Raw genomic sequence first — 15234 nt, forward strand, 5'->3', positions numbered from 1 at the left:
TGTGGAACGACGATCGCTCTGCAAGGATTAAGGCTGAAATTGCAGACTGGGCGTTCTTCCAGGATTTAGCGAAATTCCGCAAGAACGTGGAAGGCTGGGGCCTGAACACCAAGGAAGGCATCGGAGGCTTTGAAAAGTATATCAACAACTTTATTGCAAAATCTTATGACATCGATACGTGTGTCGCCGTAAACTACGATACCGTTCAGAAAATAAACAACTCGTTCAGCGCGTATAATGGAAGGACTTATCAATGCTATCCTGATTCCGGATACAAAAGACCTAATCGCATTACGTGGGTAGAAATAAAGGATAATCCGTACTTAAATGATACTATCGAGTACAAAACGATGATAGATTGGCGAAATCGTCGACTGTACCATATTATAGACGTAATGAATGGACGGAAATATTTAGGCTCCTGGATGGCGGAGGACCTGGATATTGAATATCGGGTGAAGGGGGCGCCCTACGGTAATTCGTATCAGTTAACGCACGGCTACACATGGGCTGCGGCAATGGATAGCGCTGCTGTCTATTCTTCTGCAGGGGCTAGTTGCGGTGACGGAAAGACCTGTAGTGCATCTGGCGATGTGCAGGGGTTGTGTCCTGACGGTTGGATTCTTCCGACTAAATCGGATTGGGTGGAACTTATTGAAACTGTAGACGGTGTTGATTACACGGAGGATAATTTCGACAAGAATACTGCCGCAAAGGCGCTCAAGGCGACAAGCGGATGGAACGGCGATGAAGGCAGTACTAATGAATATGGTTTTTCTGCCATTCCAGAAGGTAGTTCAGATTTCTATTGGGATAGTGACTTTCGTTCCGATTGGGGGGACAAACTCGGCTATTGGAGCTCTACGGAGAATGGCAACAGTCTCGTGTACATGGCTGGAATCTATTCTGAAGAGTATCAAGTTGAATTGACGAGCAGCCGAAACTTCAAGAGTGATGCCCATCCTATCAGATGTTTACAACGGCCCGTAATGGTTTTTCCGAATTAAATCTTGCGTCTAGTCCGAATTTCTATTTAAGAATCCTTTTATAACAGAAAATGCCCGCGAAAGCGGGCATTGCGTTTTAACAGGGGCATCCTGGAGCCTCGAAGAGGCGAATGGAAATATTACTTCTTGAATTTCTTCAAGAGAGCATCGGCCTTGCTGAACTGCTGCTTTACAGACTTCGGACCCGTGCCGCCTTCGATGTTACGTCGGGATACGCTGTATTCGAAGGTGAGCGTCTTTTTCATCTGCTTCACATTCGGCACACCGGCGCTTGCCCAGGCCTCATCGGAGAGGTCCGTGAATTCGAGGCCTTGGCGGGCGGCTTCGCCGACCAGGCTACCGACCACGTGGTGGGCATCGCGGAACGGCACGCCAGATTCGACCAGCAAGTCTGCGAGGTCGGTAGCCAGCAGCGCCGGCAGCATCTTCGCATGCATCTTGTCGAAGTTGAAACGTGCGCTTTCCAAGGCTTCCTTCATCACGCGGAGAATCACCTTCACGTTATGGACGGAGTCGAATACCGGTTCCTTGTCTTCTTGCAGGTCGCGGCTGTAGCTGAGCGGCGCACCCTTCACCAGAGTGTAAAGTGCGCTGAAGTTACCCAGCATGCGGCCGGACTTTCCGCGGATAAGTTCCATGGAATCGGGGTTCTTCTTCTGCGGCATCATCGAGGATCCGCTAGAGAATGCGTCGTGCAGGGTGAGGTAGCCGAATTCGCTGGTGCTCCAGTTCACAAAGTCTTCGGCGTAGCGGCTCATGGTGTTTGCGATAATCGCGAGGTCGGCTTCGAATTCAAGCATCATGTCGCGGTGGCTCACGGCGTCGATGCTGTTCGGACTAACACCGTTAAATCCGAGTTCCTTTGCAACGAGGGCGCGGTGATACGGGAATGCAGAACCGGCCATGGCGCCGCTACCGAGCGGAAGTTCGCTGTGCAGTTCCAGGAAGTTGTCGAGGCGCTTCACGTCGCGGCTCACGGCAAAGAACATGCTCATCAGGTAATGGCTGAAGTAGATGGGCTGTGCCTGCTGCAGGTGCGTGTAGCCCGGCATCATCTTGCCGAAGTATTTCTTGGCAAGGTCCAGCACCGTTTCCATAAGGTTCACTTCGAGAACGCGAATTTCGGCAGCGCGGTGACGCATGTAGAGCTTGAAGTCCGTGCAAACCTGGTCGTTACGGCTGCGGCCCGTGTGGATCTTTTTGCCGAGGGCGCCGATGCGTTCGGTGAGCACACGTTCCACGGCCATGTGGATATCTTCGTCAGATTCCTTCCAGAGCGGCTTGCCTGCCTTGTAATCCTTGAGGATGCTGGCGAGGCCGTCGCAAATTTTCTTGTAGTCTGCCTTGCTGAGTACGCCGGATTCCACCAGACCCTTGCCGTGACCGATGCTACCTTCGATGTCTTCTTCGATGAGCTCGGCGTCAAATTGCAGGCTGAAGCTCAGGTCCACCATGCTCTGTGCCATGCCGCTAGCAAAACGGCCGGTCCACATGTTGGTCTGGGTGCCTTTCTTGGCTTTGTTTTCGGGTTTCTTTGCGCTGGTCTTTGCCATAGTTTACCTTGTTAGAATTGCTGTGCGTTGACGTTCGGCATGGGGGCGCTTTGTGCGGGGGCGTTTGCGGCACGGAGCTTCATGCATTCGTTCAGATTTGTTCTTGTCTTACCCATGACAAGGCAGGTAGTGTAGCTTTCGTTGTCCTTGATGTACTTTGTCTTTGCGACCAACTGTCCACCAACGGCGAATTCAAATGTGCCGTGCTTCATACCCTTGGCGCAGGAACCCATAACATCGACCTGCTGACCGAAGTCATCAACAAAGTGCCACTGAGCGTGCTTTACATGAAGCCCTGCGCAGGTGTAAGGAGACATTTGCTCTTCCATGGATTGAACTTTTCTGTAGCTTCCGCCGCAGGAGGTGAGTAAAGCTGCAAGGCCGCAGAGGGCGAGTGTGAGAGTGATCTTTTTCATAATTTTTCCTGTTTATGTTCTTGTTCTAAAACTTCTTTCATCTTGTCGGTGAGCAAAATGGCGCTCCTGGACATCGGCATGTCCTTGTAGGGTGCTACCGGAATGTTCGGCAAGACCTTCAAATTGTACATGTAGCGTTCGGTCGGGTGGAACTCCAGCATCTTGTCTTCTTTGCGGAGTCCGATTTTTTCGTTACCGCCAAAGTAGATTGGCACTACGTCCGCCCCGGCGAACAGTGCAAAGCGTGCCGCCCCTTTCTTGAAAAACCAGGGCTCACCCGGCTTGGATCGGGTCCCTTCGGGGAAGATGATGAGGTTGTTGCCGTCTTCGATCATCGACTTCTTGGCGCGTTCCATCTGTTCTTCGAAGGGGAGCGTGTTTGGAATATAGAGGTCGCGAATAATCAGGGAAATGAATTTGTTCTGGATAAGCGCCCCTTTCACGATGCAGTTTGCGTTCGGAATGAGCGAAATCAGAATCACCACGTCTAAAAGCGAGGGGTGGTTTGCAATGACGACTTTTCCCTGGATGTTTTTCAGGAGTTCGCGGTTCTCGACGCTTAGGCGCATGGCGCCGGTCACTTCGATGTACTTGACAAAGAACTTGAAGAACTTGTTGACGAACCTTCGTGAAATCACGTTGAAACGTTTTTCGGAAAATCCGGCAAGTACATGGAACAGGGGCAAAAGCGTCGTGCCAAGAATCAGGCTGCTGATGCCGAAAACGGCAAAAGACGACAGCTTGGACACAAGACGCCGGATGTATTTAATCCGTCGGATCATGCAAGCCTCTGCTGAATGAAGGCAATCGCTTCTTCGGCGGCCGTTGCAAAGTTCCCTTCGAGGGGAGTCTCGTCAAGAACCTTACCGCCCTTGCTTGCATCGGTCGTGAGGCGAAGCGCTAATGCGCATACGGCGTTCGGGTACGGTGTTCCTGCCACGGGAGCGTAGGTTTCGGGAATCTTCTCGTCAGCGAAGATGAATACGCGTTCTGAATCGGAGCCCGCCTTGAGGGCGGCCATGCAGTCGCGGAGTCCTTCGCGGAAAGCCTCTTTCCCGGAGAACACGGCGGAGTAGCCTGCGGTGTTTTTCTCTAGGATAGTGGCGTTTGCAATCGAGGCGTTGAACACCGAAAGGCTGAAGTGGGCCGGCGAAACGTTCCCCGTATCGAGGAGCGCTTGCGATATCTTGAGCTGCTGCGTGATTTCGCCATACTGCGAGGCGAATGTCACCTTGCAGGGCGACATGTCCTTACTAATGGCGGCATTCACGTACACAACCATCTTCGACAGCTGGCTTAGGCGCCTGCGCGTAAGCATCGGCACGAACTTCACGTCGGGGAGCGGTTGCTCCTCGCTAGGAATAAAGTATTCGGCGCGTTCGATATAGATCATTTGATTTTCCCTAACCACTAATCCTTAATCACTTGATTCTGAAACGGAGCAGAGAGTAGCTGTTCGGGCCTACCGTGTGGTGCGCTTCTTTCAGCTCAAAGCCGGCGATTTCGATGGCGTGCTTGAGTTCTTCGAAGCGGTACATCTTGGAGTTGCCGTTTGCAATGCAGGTGAAGTAGAGCGAGGTTGCCTGGAGCGAGTAGGCGGCAGCCTCGAAACGCTGCTTGTCCCACAGCGGTTCGAGCACGTACACGTCGGTTTCGGGAGTGGCGGCCGTGTGAATCTTGGTGAGAATCTTCGTGATTTCTTCGAGCGAGAAGCAGTCGAGGAACTGGCTCATCCAGACGGCGTCGGCACCCTTCGGGAATTCGGTCGTTTCGTCGAGGACGTTGCAGGGGACCATGTCGATGCGGTTTTCGAAACCGGCGGCCTTCGCATTCTTTTCGGCGACGGCAGTCTGGCCCGGGAGGTCGATGATAGAAACCTTCACGTCGGCATTGTACTTGCAGCAGGCGATGGCCCACTTGGCGGTGTTGCCGCCGATGTCAAAGAGGCGCTTGCAGGGGTTCGAGAAGACGATGGGGAGCGCTTCGGGGAAGGCGAGGTCGGAATAGAAGTGGTCAAATCCGAACCAGCTCTTTTTCTGCTGGTCGGTCAGCTGCGACAGCCCCTGGTACACGGTCTTCCAGTTGCCGAGGTGCTTGAGGCCTGCGGGCTTCCCGTCGCGGATGGCTTCTTGCATGTCCTCTGCCCCCAGGTAGCAGATGTCTTCGGAAAAGTCCATGTTGACTTTCGTCATTTCGTCGCTCATCAGGAAAAATCCGATTTTGCCGAGCGTAAGCTTGAGGTCGTCCTCCTTGGAATCCTTATGAAGCTTGATGGCCCCCATGCCAAGTCCCATTTCGATCAGAACGCCAATGCCGTAGAGCGAAATGCCAAGCTTTTGCGAAAGTTCCGAAACGGTAATCCCTTTCTTGCGGGCGCTGCAGATGGCGTCCAGAATCCCCATGTCGCGGAGCGCTTTGGCGGCGTGGAAGCTGAGGGGGGCAAATGCGATTTTCTGGGCTTCGAACTTTGCGTCGGTAGCCGAAATCTTGTCATTATAGTAGTAGTCGAACATAGAACTCTTTTGTTTAGCTTTATTGATTTTGTCCACAAATTTAGCAATAATCACCGATGCCTGTACTTGACGGTTCTTTTTTTTTAAGTTATTTTTGCGCTCAAATTAAGGGTGAATTATGAACGAATTAAAATCTCGTATAAAAGAAATGATTGTGTCTGCTCTGGAACTCGAAGACGTTACGGCTGCAGATATCGTAGATGACGCTCCTCTCTTTGGCGAAAGCGAAAAGGGCCTGGGGCTTGATTCTATCGACGCCCTCGAATTGGGGATTGCGGTCAAGGAAAACTTCGGAGTATCTTTCTCTGTGGTGAACGAAGAAACCAAGAAGCATTTTTATTCTGTGGATACCTTGGCGGCATACATTTCGGCAAATATGCCTAAATAAGGGAGTTGAACGTGGAAAAACAAGCTATTTTTGACAAATTGAAGGCCGCCCTTATCGAAGATTTCGAAATGGACGAAGCCAAGGTGACTCCTGAAGCTCGCCTTTATGAAGATCTTGAACTGGACAGCATCGATGCCGTTGACCTGATCGTGAAGCTCAAGTCTCTCTTGCCGACCAATATTGACCCTGAAGTGTTCAAGACTGTACGTACCGTGCAGGACGTCGTTGACGCTATCTACAATCTGATCCAGAACGCGGAAAACAAGTAATGAAAACGGTGGCGGGGAAGGTAGTCTTTGCCACCTTTTCTGTTCTCTATCCTGCGCTCGTTTTTTGCGGGCTTGAATTCTGGGGGCTTTCTCCTCGCCGATTGAGCTTGCTGCTCATCGGTCTTGCTTTTGTACATTTCTTTAATGTGACGCGGGGGCGTTCCGGGGAGAGGAAAGGTGGAAATTTCGACAGGACGAATGTCGTTAAGGGGCTTGCCCTTGTCGCATTGATGCTTTTGTGCGGGGGACTCGCCTTTTTTGCAGATAACATAATGTTTCTCAAGTTCTATCCTGTAATGGTGAGCTTGAGCCTTCTTTCTTTCTTTGCCTTTTCCCTTTGGAAAAAGCCCAGTTTTGTTTTCCGTTTGGCAAATCTTGGGGACAAGACGCTAAGGACATCTCCGGAGCGCTTTTTCGTGGAGCGTTACTGTGACCGGGTGACTTTGGTATGGTGTATATTCTTTATTCTGAACGCCTCTATCGCTTTTGCCACTGCATTGGTGGGTAGCGACCGAATCTGGTCCCTGTACAACGGTTTAATCTCCTATATTTTAATCGGCATTTTGTTTGCCGTAGAATTTATGGTCCGTAAAATGATGCAAAAAAAGATGCACTCCTATATACCCGTCTGTGATTTGCAGCGGGACAGCCGCCCCGAAGGTTCCGTCGTCTGCTTTGACGGAGAAAATGTAAGGACGTGGGCTGAATTTGTCGGTGACGTGTCCAAGGTGCGCCGCTTCTTGGAATCGAGCGAAAATCGCCCGTGGATTCTTCATTGCGAAGATTCCTACTTCTTTATCGTGGCTCTCCTTTCGATGTTGCAGAGTGGCCGGAAGGCGATGGTGACTGCGAACCGTCAGGAAGCCTTTATCAGGGAAATTAAGAAACCCGAATACGGCTTTATTACCGATACCCCGTTTGGCGATGCGTCTGCCGGTGCGGTGCAGATCCAGGATATTTTGAATGGCCCCGCTGTCGAGACTTTGTGGAATTCCTTTGATAAAAATGATGCCCAGATGGTGATGTTTACCTCGGGTACGACGGGTGAACCCAAGTCCGTGCCCAAGCGTTTTTCACAATTTGAAAATGAACTGTTTGAACTGGTGAAGGTCTTTGGTGATGACTGGGTGGGCCGTAAGGTCTATAGCACGGTGAACCACCACCACATTTACGGTCTCCTGTTTACGGTGCTTCTGCCGACTGCGACGGGGCTACCGTTCCGCAGGCACCGTATCGACTATCCGAGCGAACTTACAAGCCTTGCCGCAGAAAAGGCGGTCATTGCATCGAGCCCGGCCTACTTGAAGCGCCTTGCCGCCGATACCGACAAGCCGATCGATTTCAAGTGCACTCCGATTATCTATTCGTCGGGTGGCCCGCTCCCGGAAGAGGTTGCACGCAAGTGCGAGGGCATCACGGGTTACTGGACCACTGAAATTTACGGCAGTACCGAAACCGGTGGCATTGCCTACAGGCAGTCCAAGAACGGCCCCATCTGGAAACCGTTCGAAGTCTGCAAGATGAGCATCGGTGAAAACGATTGCCTGAACGTGAAGTCGAGCTATATTCTGGAACCCGAGGGCTTTACCACGGGAGACCTCGTGGAAATTTACGAGGATGGCCGTTTCCTGTTGAAGGGCCGCGCCGATTCTATCGTGAAAATCGAGGAAAAGCGTATTTCGCTTCCGGAAGTGGAAAACCGCCTGAAGCAGACGGGACTGGTGCAGGATGTGCGCGTGGTTCCGATGGTGGGTAGTCGCCAGTACCTGGCTGCGGCGATCGTGCTGAATGCCGAAGGCTGCGAAAAGTTCAAGGGCCTGCCGAAGCTCGAAATCAACAATTTCTTCAAGAAGCACCTGATGCAGTTTATCGAGAATACGGTTTCGCCCAAGAAGTGGCGCTACCTCGAAGAACTCCCGCAGGACACGCAGGGAAAAATCAAGATGCGCGATATCCAGGCGCTGTTCGGCATTCCCGAAAGCCCGAATTTCAAGATACTGAAGATGCATCGTGAACCGGGCGCGGTCAAGCTGAAACTGGTTTTCCCCGAAACAAGCGATTTCTACAGCGGGCATTTCCCGACGTTCAAGTTGCTGCCTGCGGTGGCGCAGGTGGACATGGCGGTGATGTTCGGCCATGCGCTTCTCGGAACGTCGCAGACGGTGCAGCGCATCCAGCGTACCAAGTTCAGCTATCCGATTCTGCCGGGGGTCCCTGCGATTCTTGAAATGACCTACAAGGCCGAAACGGCCAAGCTTGCTTTCTCCTATACGCTCGAAGAGGGCCGTGCCCTTTCCGGCGGAACGCTCGTGATGACGGAGGCCACCGATGCGTGAACCTAAGATGAAACCCGAGGATATGAAATTTTGTGCCATTGTGCCGGTGTACCGTCACGAAAAAGCTTCGCGGAATGTCGCCGAGACGCTTGCCGCACAAAATCTCGCCGTGATTCTCGTGGATGACGGCAACACCCCCGAAGGTCACGAAATCCTGGAGCAGATTGCAAAGGACGTTCCGAATACGACGCTTGTGACGCGTGAAAAGAACGGCGGCAAGGGTGCCGCTGTCATTAGCGGTCTTGGGAAGGCTTACGAAATGGGCTTTACGCACGCGCTTCAGGTGGATGCCGACGGTCAGCATGACATGGATGCGATTCCGTTCTTTCTGAAGGCCGCCAAAAAGCATCCGTTCGATCTGGTCGCCGCAATGCCCCAGTATGACGGCTCTGTGCCCAAGGCGCGTGAACAGGGAAGAAAGATTACGAATTTCTGGGTCGCGGTCGAAACGCTTTCAAAGACGATTCCCGATTCCATGTGCGGTTTCCGCGTGTATCCGCTCCAGTTCGTGTGGCCGGTCGCCAAAAAGATCCGTACCTACCGCATGGGTTTCGATATCGAAATCCTGGTGCGTCTTTCCTGGGCGGGCCTCAAGATGTATTTCTACCCGATCAAGGTGAAGTACCCCGAAGATGGAGTCTCTAATTTCCGTGCCTTCGGCGATAATGTTGAAATTTCCTGGACGCATACCAAGCTCTGCCTTGGAATGCTGATTCGTTCCCCGATGATTTTGGGCCGTCGCCTTTTCAAGAAGAAAAAATGAACTCCGTGAAAAGTGAATCGCCGCAGTGGTACGAAGTGAAGGAAGTTGGCGGAAGCCTTTGGCATTTCCGTTTTATGCTGTGGATTACCTGCCACCTGCCGCTCCGTATTGTTGAAGTCTGCACGGCGATTATCTGCTTTTTCTTTTGGATGGGGGCGACCCCGGTGCGTGAACGCTCGGCCGCTTACCTAAAGCGCCTGTTTGCGGTGCGCGGGGAACGCATGCCGGTGCTTGGAACGTACAAGCACGTGCTTTCGTTTGCTCTTTCGATGATTGAAAAACTGCTCGGATGGCGCGGTGCCATCAAGCTCAATCAGGTGGAAACCCAGGGCGACGACCTGAATCTTCTGGTCGAACAGCTTGACCGTGGCGAAGGCGCCTTTTTGTTGTGTTCGCATCTTGGAAATATGGAAATGCTCCGTTCCTTGACGGGACACGGTGAAATCCACACTCACAGACAATTCAAGGTTTTTCCGGTCGTCGATTTTTCGGGAACCTCCAAGTTCAATGCGCTGCTTTTCGAGCTGAATCCGGACCTGATGAACTCGGTGCTCGACGCCAACAAGATTGGCGTGGATTCTGCCGTGTGGATGAAAGAGCAGATTGCAGGCGGTAACCTGGTGGTGATTGCGGGGGATAGAACCTCCGCCAATTCCACGGACCGAAACGTCGAAATGGAATTCCTCGGCGAAACGGCCAGTTTCCCGGAAGGCTCCTTTACGTTAGCGAGCGTCCTGCACGCTCCCATTTATTTTACGTTCGCCATTCGAAAGCACGACTTTGATATTCGCTCGCCCTACGAAATGCACGTGGTGAAGGCGAAGACGTCTTTTGACTGTAGCCGCAAGGAGCGTCCGGAAAGGATTCGGATGCTTGTGCAGGAATACACGGAACTTTTACAGAAATTGTGCCTGAAACATCCTTACCAGTGGTACAATTTTTACAATTTTTGGAAAACTCAAAATAAAGGATTGTAGATCATGAAGACTGTCGTTATTGGACCGGAAAAGTTGACCATCGAACAGGTGGTGGCCGTCGCAAAGCGCGAGGTGCCCGTGGAATTGGATTCGTCGTCCAAGTTCCAGAAGAAAATCGATGCGGGTGCGGCTTTTTTGGATGAAGCTCTCGCGAAGCACGGTGGCATTTACGGCGTGACGACGGGTTACGGCGATTCCTGCACGCAGGTGGTGCCGCCCGACCATTACTACGATCTTCCGGTGAACCTGACCCGTTTCCACGGTTGCGGAATGGGGAACTATTTCGACGAAGAGACGACGCGTGCTATTATGGTGGTTCGCCTGAACACCTTGGCCCGCGGCTTTTCCGGCGTGAGCTACGCCTTGTTGAAGATTATCATGGATTTCCTGCAGAACGACATCTTGCCGCTTATTCCGCAAGAAGGTTCTGTGGGTGCTAGCGGCGACCTGACTCCGCTTTCTTACTTGGCGGGAGCCCTGATCGGTGAACGCGATGTGCTTTACAAGGGTGAACGTAGGCCGTCGAAGGATGTGATGGCTGAACTCGGCATTACGCCGCACCGTTTCCGCCCGAAGGAAGCGATTGCCATTATGAACGGAACTGCCGTGATGAACGCTGTCGCTTGCATGGCTTTCTCCCGCGCACAGTATTTGGCCGACCTCTCTTGCCGCATTACGGCGATGAACACGATTGCCATGAAGGGGAACGCTTACCACTTCTATGAACGTCTGTTTGCAGTGAAGCCGCATCCGGGCCTGATCACCGCCGCAAAGAAAATGCGCGATGCCATGAACCTGGAAGTCGAGAAGAACGTGGTTCCCGAAAAGATACAGGATCCGTATTCCCTGCGCTGCGCCCCGCATGTGGTGGGCGTGTTCTACGATTCCGAACCGCTGCTCCGCCAGCTGATTGAAATCGAAATGAACAGCGCAAACGATAATCCGATTATCGACCCCGAAACCGAGAATATTTTCCACGGTGGACATTTCTACGGCGGACATATCTGCCTTGCAATGGATACGCTGAAAAACATTGTCGCAAACTTTGCCGACCTTCTGGACCGCCAGCTTGCAACGATTGTGGATATCAAGTTCAACCGCAACTTGCCGCCTAACCTTTCGGGAAGCCAGGGCGAATTCTCGCTCAACCACGGTTTCAAGGCGGTGCAGATTGGCGTGTCGTCTTGGACTGCAGAAGCTCTGCATAACACGATGCCGATGAGCGTATTTAGCCGCTCCACCGAATGTCACAACCAGGACAAGGTGAGCATGGGCACCATTGCCGCTCGCGACTGTATCCGTGTGATTGAACTTACCGAACAGGTGGCTGCCGCGGTACTCCTCGCCGCGTCCCAGGCTCTCCGCATTCGCCTCGAACGCGGTGAAATTTTCGACGTGCGCATTGCCGGTGTCCGTGCCACTTACGACCAGGTGTTCGAACACTTTGCACCTCTCGCTTGCGACCGTCAGCTCGAAGGCGACCTTCGCAAGACGCTCCAACTGATTCGCGAAAAGCATTACGCTGTTTAAACGGAGGCGTTTATGGCCGAAAAGAAACTGAAAACGACTGTGGAATTCAGGGTAGAATTCTACGACGTGGACTCCATGAAGGTTGCCTGGCATGGCAACTATGTGAAGTACATGGAGGTGGCCCGCTGCGCGCTCCTTGCCAAGATGAAGTACGACTACTTTGCCATGGAAAAGAGCGGTTTTGTGTGGCCTGTCGTTGACATGCATATCCGTTACCTGCGCCCGATGATCTTTATGCAGAAAATCCGTGCCGAGGTGACGCTCGAAGAATACGAGGTATGCATGAAACTTTCGTACAAGTTCTTTGACGCCGAAACGGGAACGCTTTTGTGCAAGGCGGAAAGTATGCAGATGGCGGTGGACATGAATAAGCGTGAATCGCTCATGGTCTGCCCCGCCTACTTTATCGACAAGGTTCGTGCGGCACTTGCTGCCGAGGAAAACGGATGAACCCCATTTTTAAAAGCGTCGTAGTCTCGGTTTTTGCCCTTGGAATTCTTGGGGGGACAGCCTTTGCGGCAGGTTCTGCTTCGGATGTTTTCAAGAAACCGCTGACTGAAATCTCGAAGCCTGCCTTGCAGGAATCGATTGCCGTGCTTACGGCAAGCCCCCTGACGGTTGGAAATTTCAAGCAGACCCGCAACATCAAGAAACTGAATCGCGAGTTTGTCTCGACGGGCTCCTTTGCGATTTCACGCGAGGAGGGTATTGTCTGGGATACGGAAAAACCGTTCCCGTCGGTGCTGTGGGTTGGCGACAATGCCATTGTGCAGTGGGATGTGAACCGTAACGTCAAAAAGACGATGGCCGCGAAGGACAATCCTGTATTCGCCGAATTTTCCGGTACCATCCAGTCGGTGTTCTCGGGTAAGTTCGACGAGCTCGCCCGGAATTTCGACATCTATTTCGATGATTCCCGCAAGGGATTTTGCGTGGGGCTTGTTCCCAAGGAACGTACCGTGGCCCGCATTATCGCGTCTATCACCCTCGAAGGGGTAAACGAACTTGAAAAGGTGTCGATTGTCGATGGCGAACAGAACCTGGTGACATACGAATTTACGGGACAGGCGCATTTTAAGGACCTTGATTCCGTGGAAGGGACTTTTAAGGACTTGGCCCAGAAATTCAAGAATGTGAAAAAATGAGTCCTGAGTCGAAAAAGATTGTTTCGGTTATCATATGGGCGGTATTTCATATTGCCCTTATTTCGCTTGGACTGTTGCAACCGTGGAAGGTGGAGTCGGACCTTTATTCGGTTCTGCCGGACTCCAATGAATTGAGGAATGTCGCCGAGGCGGAAAAGGCGCTGAGCGCCCGTTCGATGAGGAACATTTCTGTTCTTTTGGGGCATCATGATTTTGTTGCGGCAAAGGCAGCCGCATTTGCGCTGGAGTCGAGCTTTGCTCGGGATTCCTCGTTTGCCGAGATTCGGTTGCGAGTCAATGATGCGACTATGCAGCAGATGCGGAATTTCTATTACGATTACCGCAACGTTCTGCAGGGGCGCCCGGTATGCGACTTGCTGAAAGCAGGCGATGCGTCTGCATTAAAGAGCATGGCGCTAGAAAAGGTCTATGGCGCCTTTACGCTTGCAGACTTGAGTCAAATCGAAGAAGACCCGTTTTTGCTGGGGGCGGAATCGTTTGATCATTTTACGCTTCATTCCCAGCTGATGGGTGGGCGCTTTACGTTGCGGGAGGGGGTGCTTGCCGCCGAAGATTCCTCGATGACGTACGTGATGTGGAGTGCCGCTCTTTCTCCGAACGTTTCGACAATGGCCTCTGACGACCATGTGCTTGCTCGCCTCGATCGCGTGTTGGATTCCTTGCAGGTTGAATACAAGGGACTACGTATCGAAAAGTCGGGCGTTCCGTTCCATAGCTACGAAAGTTCGAAAAATGCGAAGTCCGAGGTTGCCTGGATTTCGGGCGTTTCGATGGCGCTCATTCTGCTTTTGTTGCTTTGGGCGTTCCGCACTCCTGTTCCGATTGTCTGTACGCTTGCAACCATCGGTGTTGCCGTGTGCGCGGCCCTTTCTGGAACGTGGGCCGTGTTCGGAAATATTCACGTGTTTACGTTCGTTTTTGGAACAAGCGTGATTGGCGTAAGCATCGATTACGCGATTCATTTCTTTACCGAGTGGAAACACGGAACCTCGAAAAATGGTCTCGAAATTCGCCACCACATATTCAAGGGACTTTTGCTCGGTTTCATGACGACGGAACTCAGCTATATCGCGCTTACGTTTGCCGATTTTCCCTTGCTTCGCCAGATGGCTGTTTTTTCGATTGTCGGACTTGCGAGTTCCTTTGCGACGATTCTCTTGTTGTTCCCGAATTTGTCGCATTCTGGGGCGCGTTCAACGAAAACGCTACTTCCGATGCGGCTTCCTCAAGTATTGTTGTCTCTTTACGACAAGCTTTCTCCCCAGAAAGTCCGCTATTTGCTGCTAGTCCTGTTGCTTGCGATTGCACCTGGAATATTGCTGCTTGATATCCATACGGATATGCGGACTCTTTATTCCATGAGCGAAAGCCTCAAGCGTTCCGAGGCCCTGAATGCGCGTCTCAATAACCTGGGAATTTCTCCGAATTACTTTATTGTAGAAGGCGCTACGGAACAGCAACTCTTGGAAAACGAGGAACGTCTTAGGGATAGGCTCGAAAAAGCGAAAGAGGATTCCCTGCTTACGGGGTATTTGGCGACTTCTACCTACATTCCTTCGGTCAAGACACAGAAGGAAACTTTCGAGGCGGTAAAGAAACTGCGCGATTCGGAGGCGTACCATGAACTGCTTCGTGACTTGAACCTTGCCTCGGATTCTCTTTTTGCGCGAAATTTGGCCTTGAAACCGGAATTTCTTACGCCGCAGTCGGATATTCCCGAATCGTTCAAGAGCATCCTTTCGATGATTTGGATTGGAGAGGTTAACGGTAAGTATTACAGCGCCGTGTTCCCGCTCCATGTTTCGAAGAACTTTGCTATCGATCAGTATGCAGAGGGAATGCCTTATGTGTATGCGGTAAACAAGATGGAAAACGTGAATGCGACGTTGACGGAACTTTCGAAGGTTGCCTTGATGCTTGTGGCGGTGGCCTATTTGGTCGTGTTTATTGTACTTGTCTGTGTCTATAAGTTCTTTACGGCGCTCAAGGTGATTCGAGCCCCGGTGATTTCTAGCCTTCTTATAGCAGGCGTTTTCGGCTATTTGGGACTGCCGTTCAACTTCTTTGCGATAGTGGGGGTAATCCTTACGCTTGGAATCGGCATTGACTATGCGCTGTTCTTTAAGGAGGGCGGCGAACGGAGCGTGACGACAGCCCTTGCCGTGATGCTTTCGGCCTTGACGACGCTCATTTCTTTTGGCAGTCTATCTTTCAGCAGCTTTGTCCCTGTTGCGACATTCGGCTTTTCGGTGCTCCTCGGTATTTTTTGCTGCTTTGTCTTGTCGCCATTCAGTAGAAGGTAGAAATTTTTAAATT

General features: G+C 51.9%; 15 protein-coding genes. 10 read left to right on the plus strand and 5 right to left on the minus strand.

Going from position 1 to position 15234, the window contains the following annotated elements; translation table 11 throughout:
* A partial coding sequence (locus Q0W37_RS09330) for an FISUMP domain-containing protein (RefSeq protein WP_297700849.1) occupies positions 1-1007 on the plus strand: 1007 nt, incomplete at its 5' end.
* A gap of 119 nt (positions 1008-1126) precedes the next feature.
* Here the strand turns inward: Q0W37_RS09330 and argH are convergent.
* Genes argH through Q0W37_RS09355 form a run of 5 tightly spaced genes read right to left on the minus strand, consistent with a single transcriptional unit; the run spans position 1127 to position 5489 of the window.
* Positions 1127-2560, minus strand: a complete 1434-nt coding sequence (gene argH, locus Q0W37_RS09335; RefSeq protein ID WP_297700851.1) for an argininosuccinate lyase — start codon at positions 2558-2560, stop codon at positions 1127-1129.
* Between the two features lie 11 nt (positions 2561-2571).
* Entirely contained in the window at positions 2572-2976 is a 405-nt protein-coding gene (locus Q0W37_RS09340; RefSeq protein ID WP_297700853.1) for a hypothetical protein, read from the minus strand.
* On the minus strand, positions 2973-3758 hold the full coding sequence (locus tag Q0W37_RS09345; protein WP_297700855.1) for a lysophospholipid acyltransferase family protein: 786 nt from the start codon (positions 3756-3758) through the stop codon (positions 2973-2975). Before Q0W37_RS09345 ends, Q0W37_RS09340 begins: the two co-directional genes overlap by 4 nt.
* Positions 3755-4369: a beta-ketoacyl synthase chain length factor gene (locus tag Q0W37_RS09350; protein WP_297700857.1), complete on the minus strand. Its 615-nt coding sequence runs from the start codon at positions 4367-4369 to the stop codon at positions 3755-3757. The genes Q0W37_RS09345 and Q0W37_RS09350 overlap by 4 nt, the downstream gene beginning before the upstream one ends.
* Before the next feature lie 28 nt (positions 4370-4397).
* A complete protein-coding gene (locus tag Q0W37_RS09355; RefSeq protein ID WP_297700859.1) occupies positions 4398-5489 on the minus strand; it encodes a methyltransferase in 1092 nt (363 codons plus the stop codon).
* Positions 5490-5607: 118 nt separating this feature from the next.
* Between Q0W37_RS09355 and Q0W37_RS09360 the strand changes: the two genes are divergently transcribed.
* Genes Q0W37_RS09360 through Q0W37_RS09400 form a run of 9 tightly spaced genes read left to right on the plus strand, consistent with a single transcriptional unit; the run spans position 5608 to position 15221 of the window.
* On the plus strand, positions 5608-5877 hold the full coding sequence (locus Q0W37_RS09360; RefSeq protein WP_297700861.1) for a phosphopantetheine-binding protein: 270 nt from the start codon (positions 5608-5610) through the stop codon (positions 5875-5877).
* Positions 5878-5888: 11 nt separating this feature from the next.
* Entirely contained in the window at positions 5889-6146 is a 258-nt protein-coding gene (locus tag Q0W37_RS09365; protein WP_297700863.1) for an acyl carrier protein, read from the plus strand.
* The gene (locus Q0W37_RS09370) at positions 6146-8482 is read left to right on the plus strand and encodes an AMP-binding protein (RefSeq protein WP_297700865.1); all 2337 of its coding nucleotides are present in this window, start codon (positions 6146-6148) and stop codon (positions 8480-8482) included. The genes Q0W37_RS09365 and Q0W37_RS09370 overlap by 1 nt, the downstream gene beginning before the upstream one ends.
* Positions 8475-9245, plus strand: a complete 771-nt coding sequence (locus Q0W37_RS09375; RefSeq protein WP_297700867.1) for a glycosyltransferase family 2 protein — start codon at positions 8475-8477, stop codon at positions 9243-9245. The genes Q0W37_RS09370 and Q0W37_RS09375 overlap by 8 nt, the downstream gene beginning before the upstream one ends.
* Positions 9242-10222: a lipid A biosynthesis acyltransferase gene (locus Q0W37_RS09380; protein ID WP_297700869.1), complete on the plus strand. Its 981-nt coding sequence runs from the start codon at positions 9242-9244 to the stop codon at positions 10220-10222. The genes Q0W37_RS09375 and Q0W37_RS09380 overlap by 4 nt, the downstream gene beginning before the upstream one ends.
* 3 nt (positions 10223-10225) lie before the next feature.
* On the plus strand, positions 10226-11752 hold the full coding sequence (hutH, locus tag Q0W37_RS09385; protein ID WP_297700871.1) for a histidine ammonia-lyase: 1527 nt from the start codon (positions 10226-10228) through the stop codon (positions 11750-11752).
* Between the two features lie 12 nt (positions 11753-11764).
* A complete protein-coding gene (locus tag Q0W37_RS09390) occupies positions 11765-12202 on the plus strand; it encodes a thioesterase family protein (RefSeq protein WP_297700874.1) in 438 nt (145 codons plus the stop codon).
* Entirely contained in the window at positions 12199-12897 is a 699-nt protein-coding gene (locus Q0W37_RS09395; protein ID WP_297700876.1) for an outer membrane lipoprotein carrier protein LolA, read from the plus strand. Before Q0W37_RS09390 ends, Q0W37_RS09395 begins: the two co-directional genes overlap by 4 nt.
* On the plus strand, positions 12894-15221 hold the full coding sequence (locus Q0W37_RS09400) for an MMPL family transporter (RefSeq protein ID WP_297700878.1): 2328 nt from the start codon (positions 12894-12896) through the stop codon (positions 15219-15221). The genes Q0W37_RS09395 and Q0W37_RS09400 overlap by 4 nt, the downstream gene beginning before the upstream one ends.
* Positions 15222-15234 lie beyond the last annotated feature (13 nt).

Source organism: uncultured Fibrobacter sp., assembly GCF_947166265.1.
Classification (GTDB): Bacteria; Fibrobacterota; Fibrobacteria; order Fibrobacterales; family Fibrobacteraceae; genus Fibrobacter.

What these genes read in the sequence shown, in the direction of transcription:
- Q0W37_RS09350 (WP_297700857.1), bottom strand. Translation starts at nt 4,369, where the DNA reads ATGATCTATATCGAACGCGCCGAATACTTTATTCCTAGCGAGGAGCAA.
- argH (WP_297700851.1), bottom strand. Translation starts at nt 2,560, where the DNA reads ATGGCAAAGACCAGCGCAAAGAAACCCGAAAACAAAGCCAAGAAAGGC.
- Q0W37_RS09370 (WP_297700865.1), top strand. Translation starts at nt 6,146, where the DNA reads ATGAAAACGGTGGCGGGGAAGGTAGTCTTTGCCACCTTTTCTGTTCTC.
- Q0W37_RS09375 (WP_297700867.1), top strand. Translation starts at nt 8,475, where the DNA reads ATGCGTGAACCTAAGATGAAACCCGAGGATATGAAATTTTGTGCCATT.
- hutH (WP_297700871.1), top strand. Translation starts at nt 10,226, where the DNA reads ATGAAGACTGTCGTTATTGGACCGGAAAAGTTGACCATCGAACAGGTG.
- Q0W37_RS09355 (WP_297700859.1), bottom strand. Translation starts at nt 5,489, where the DNA reads ATGTTCGACTACTACTATAATGACAAGATTTCGGCTACCGACGCAAAG.
- Q0W37_RS09400 (WP_297700878.1), top strand. Translation starts at nt 12,894, where the DNA reads ATGAGTCCTGAGTCGAAAAAGATTGTTTCGGTTATCATATGGGCGGTA.
- Q0W37_RS09390 (WP_297700874.1), top strand. Translation starts at nt 11,765, where the DNA reads ATGGCCGAAAAGAAACTGAAAACGACTGTGGAATTCAGGGTAGAATTC.
- Q0W37_RS09395 (WP_297700876.1), top strand. Translation starts at nt 12,199, where the DNA reads ATGAACCCCATTTTTAAAAGCGTCGTAGTCTCGGTTTTTGCCCTTGGA.
- Q0W37_RS09360 (WP_297700861.1), top strand. Translation starts at nt 5,608, where the DNA reads ATGAACGAATTAAAATCTCGTATAAAAGAAATGATTGTGTCTGCTCTG.
- Q0W37_RS09345 (WP_297700855.1), bottom strand. Translation starts at nt 3,758, where the DNA reads ATGATCCGACGGATTAAATACATCCGGCGTCTTGTGTCCAAGCTGTCG.
- Q0W37_RS09380 (WP_297700869.1), top strand. Translation starts at nt 9,242, where the DNA reads ATGAACTCCGTGAAAAGTGAATCGCCGCAGTGGTACGAAGTGAAGGAA.
- Q0W37_RS09340 (WP_297700853.1), bottom strand. Translation starts at nt 2,976, where the DNA reads ATGAAAAAGATCACTCTCACACTCGCCCTCTGCGGCCTTGCAGCTTTA.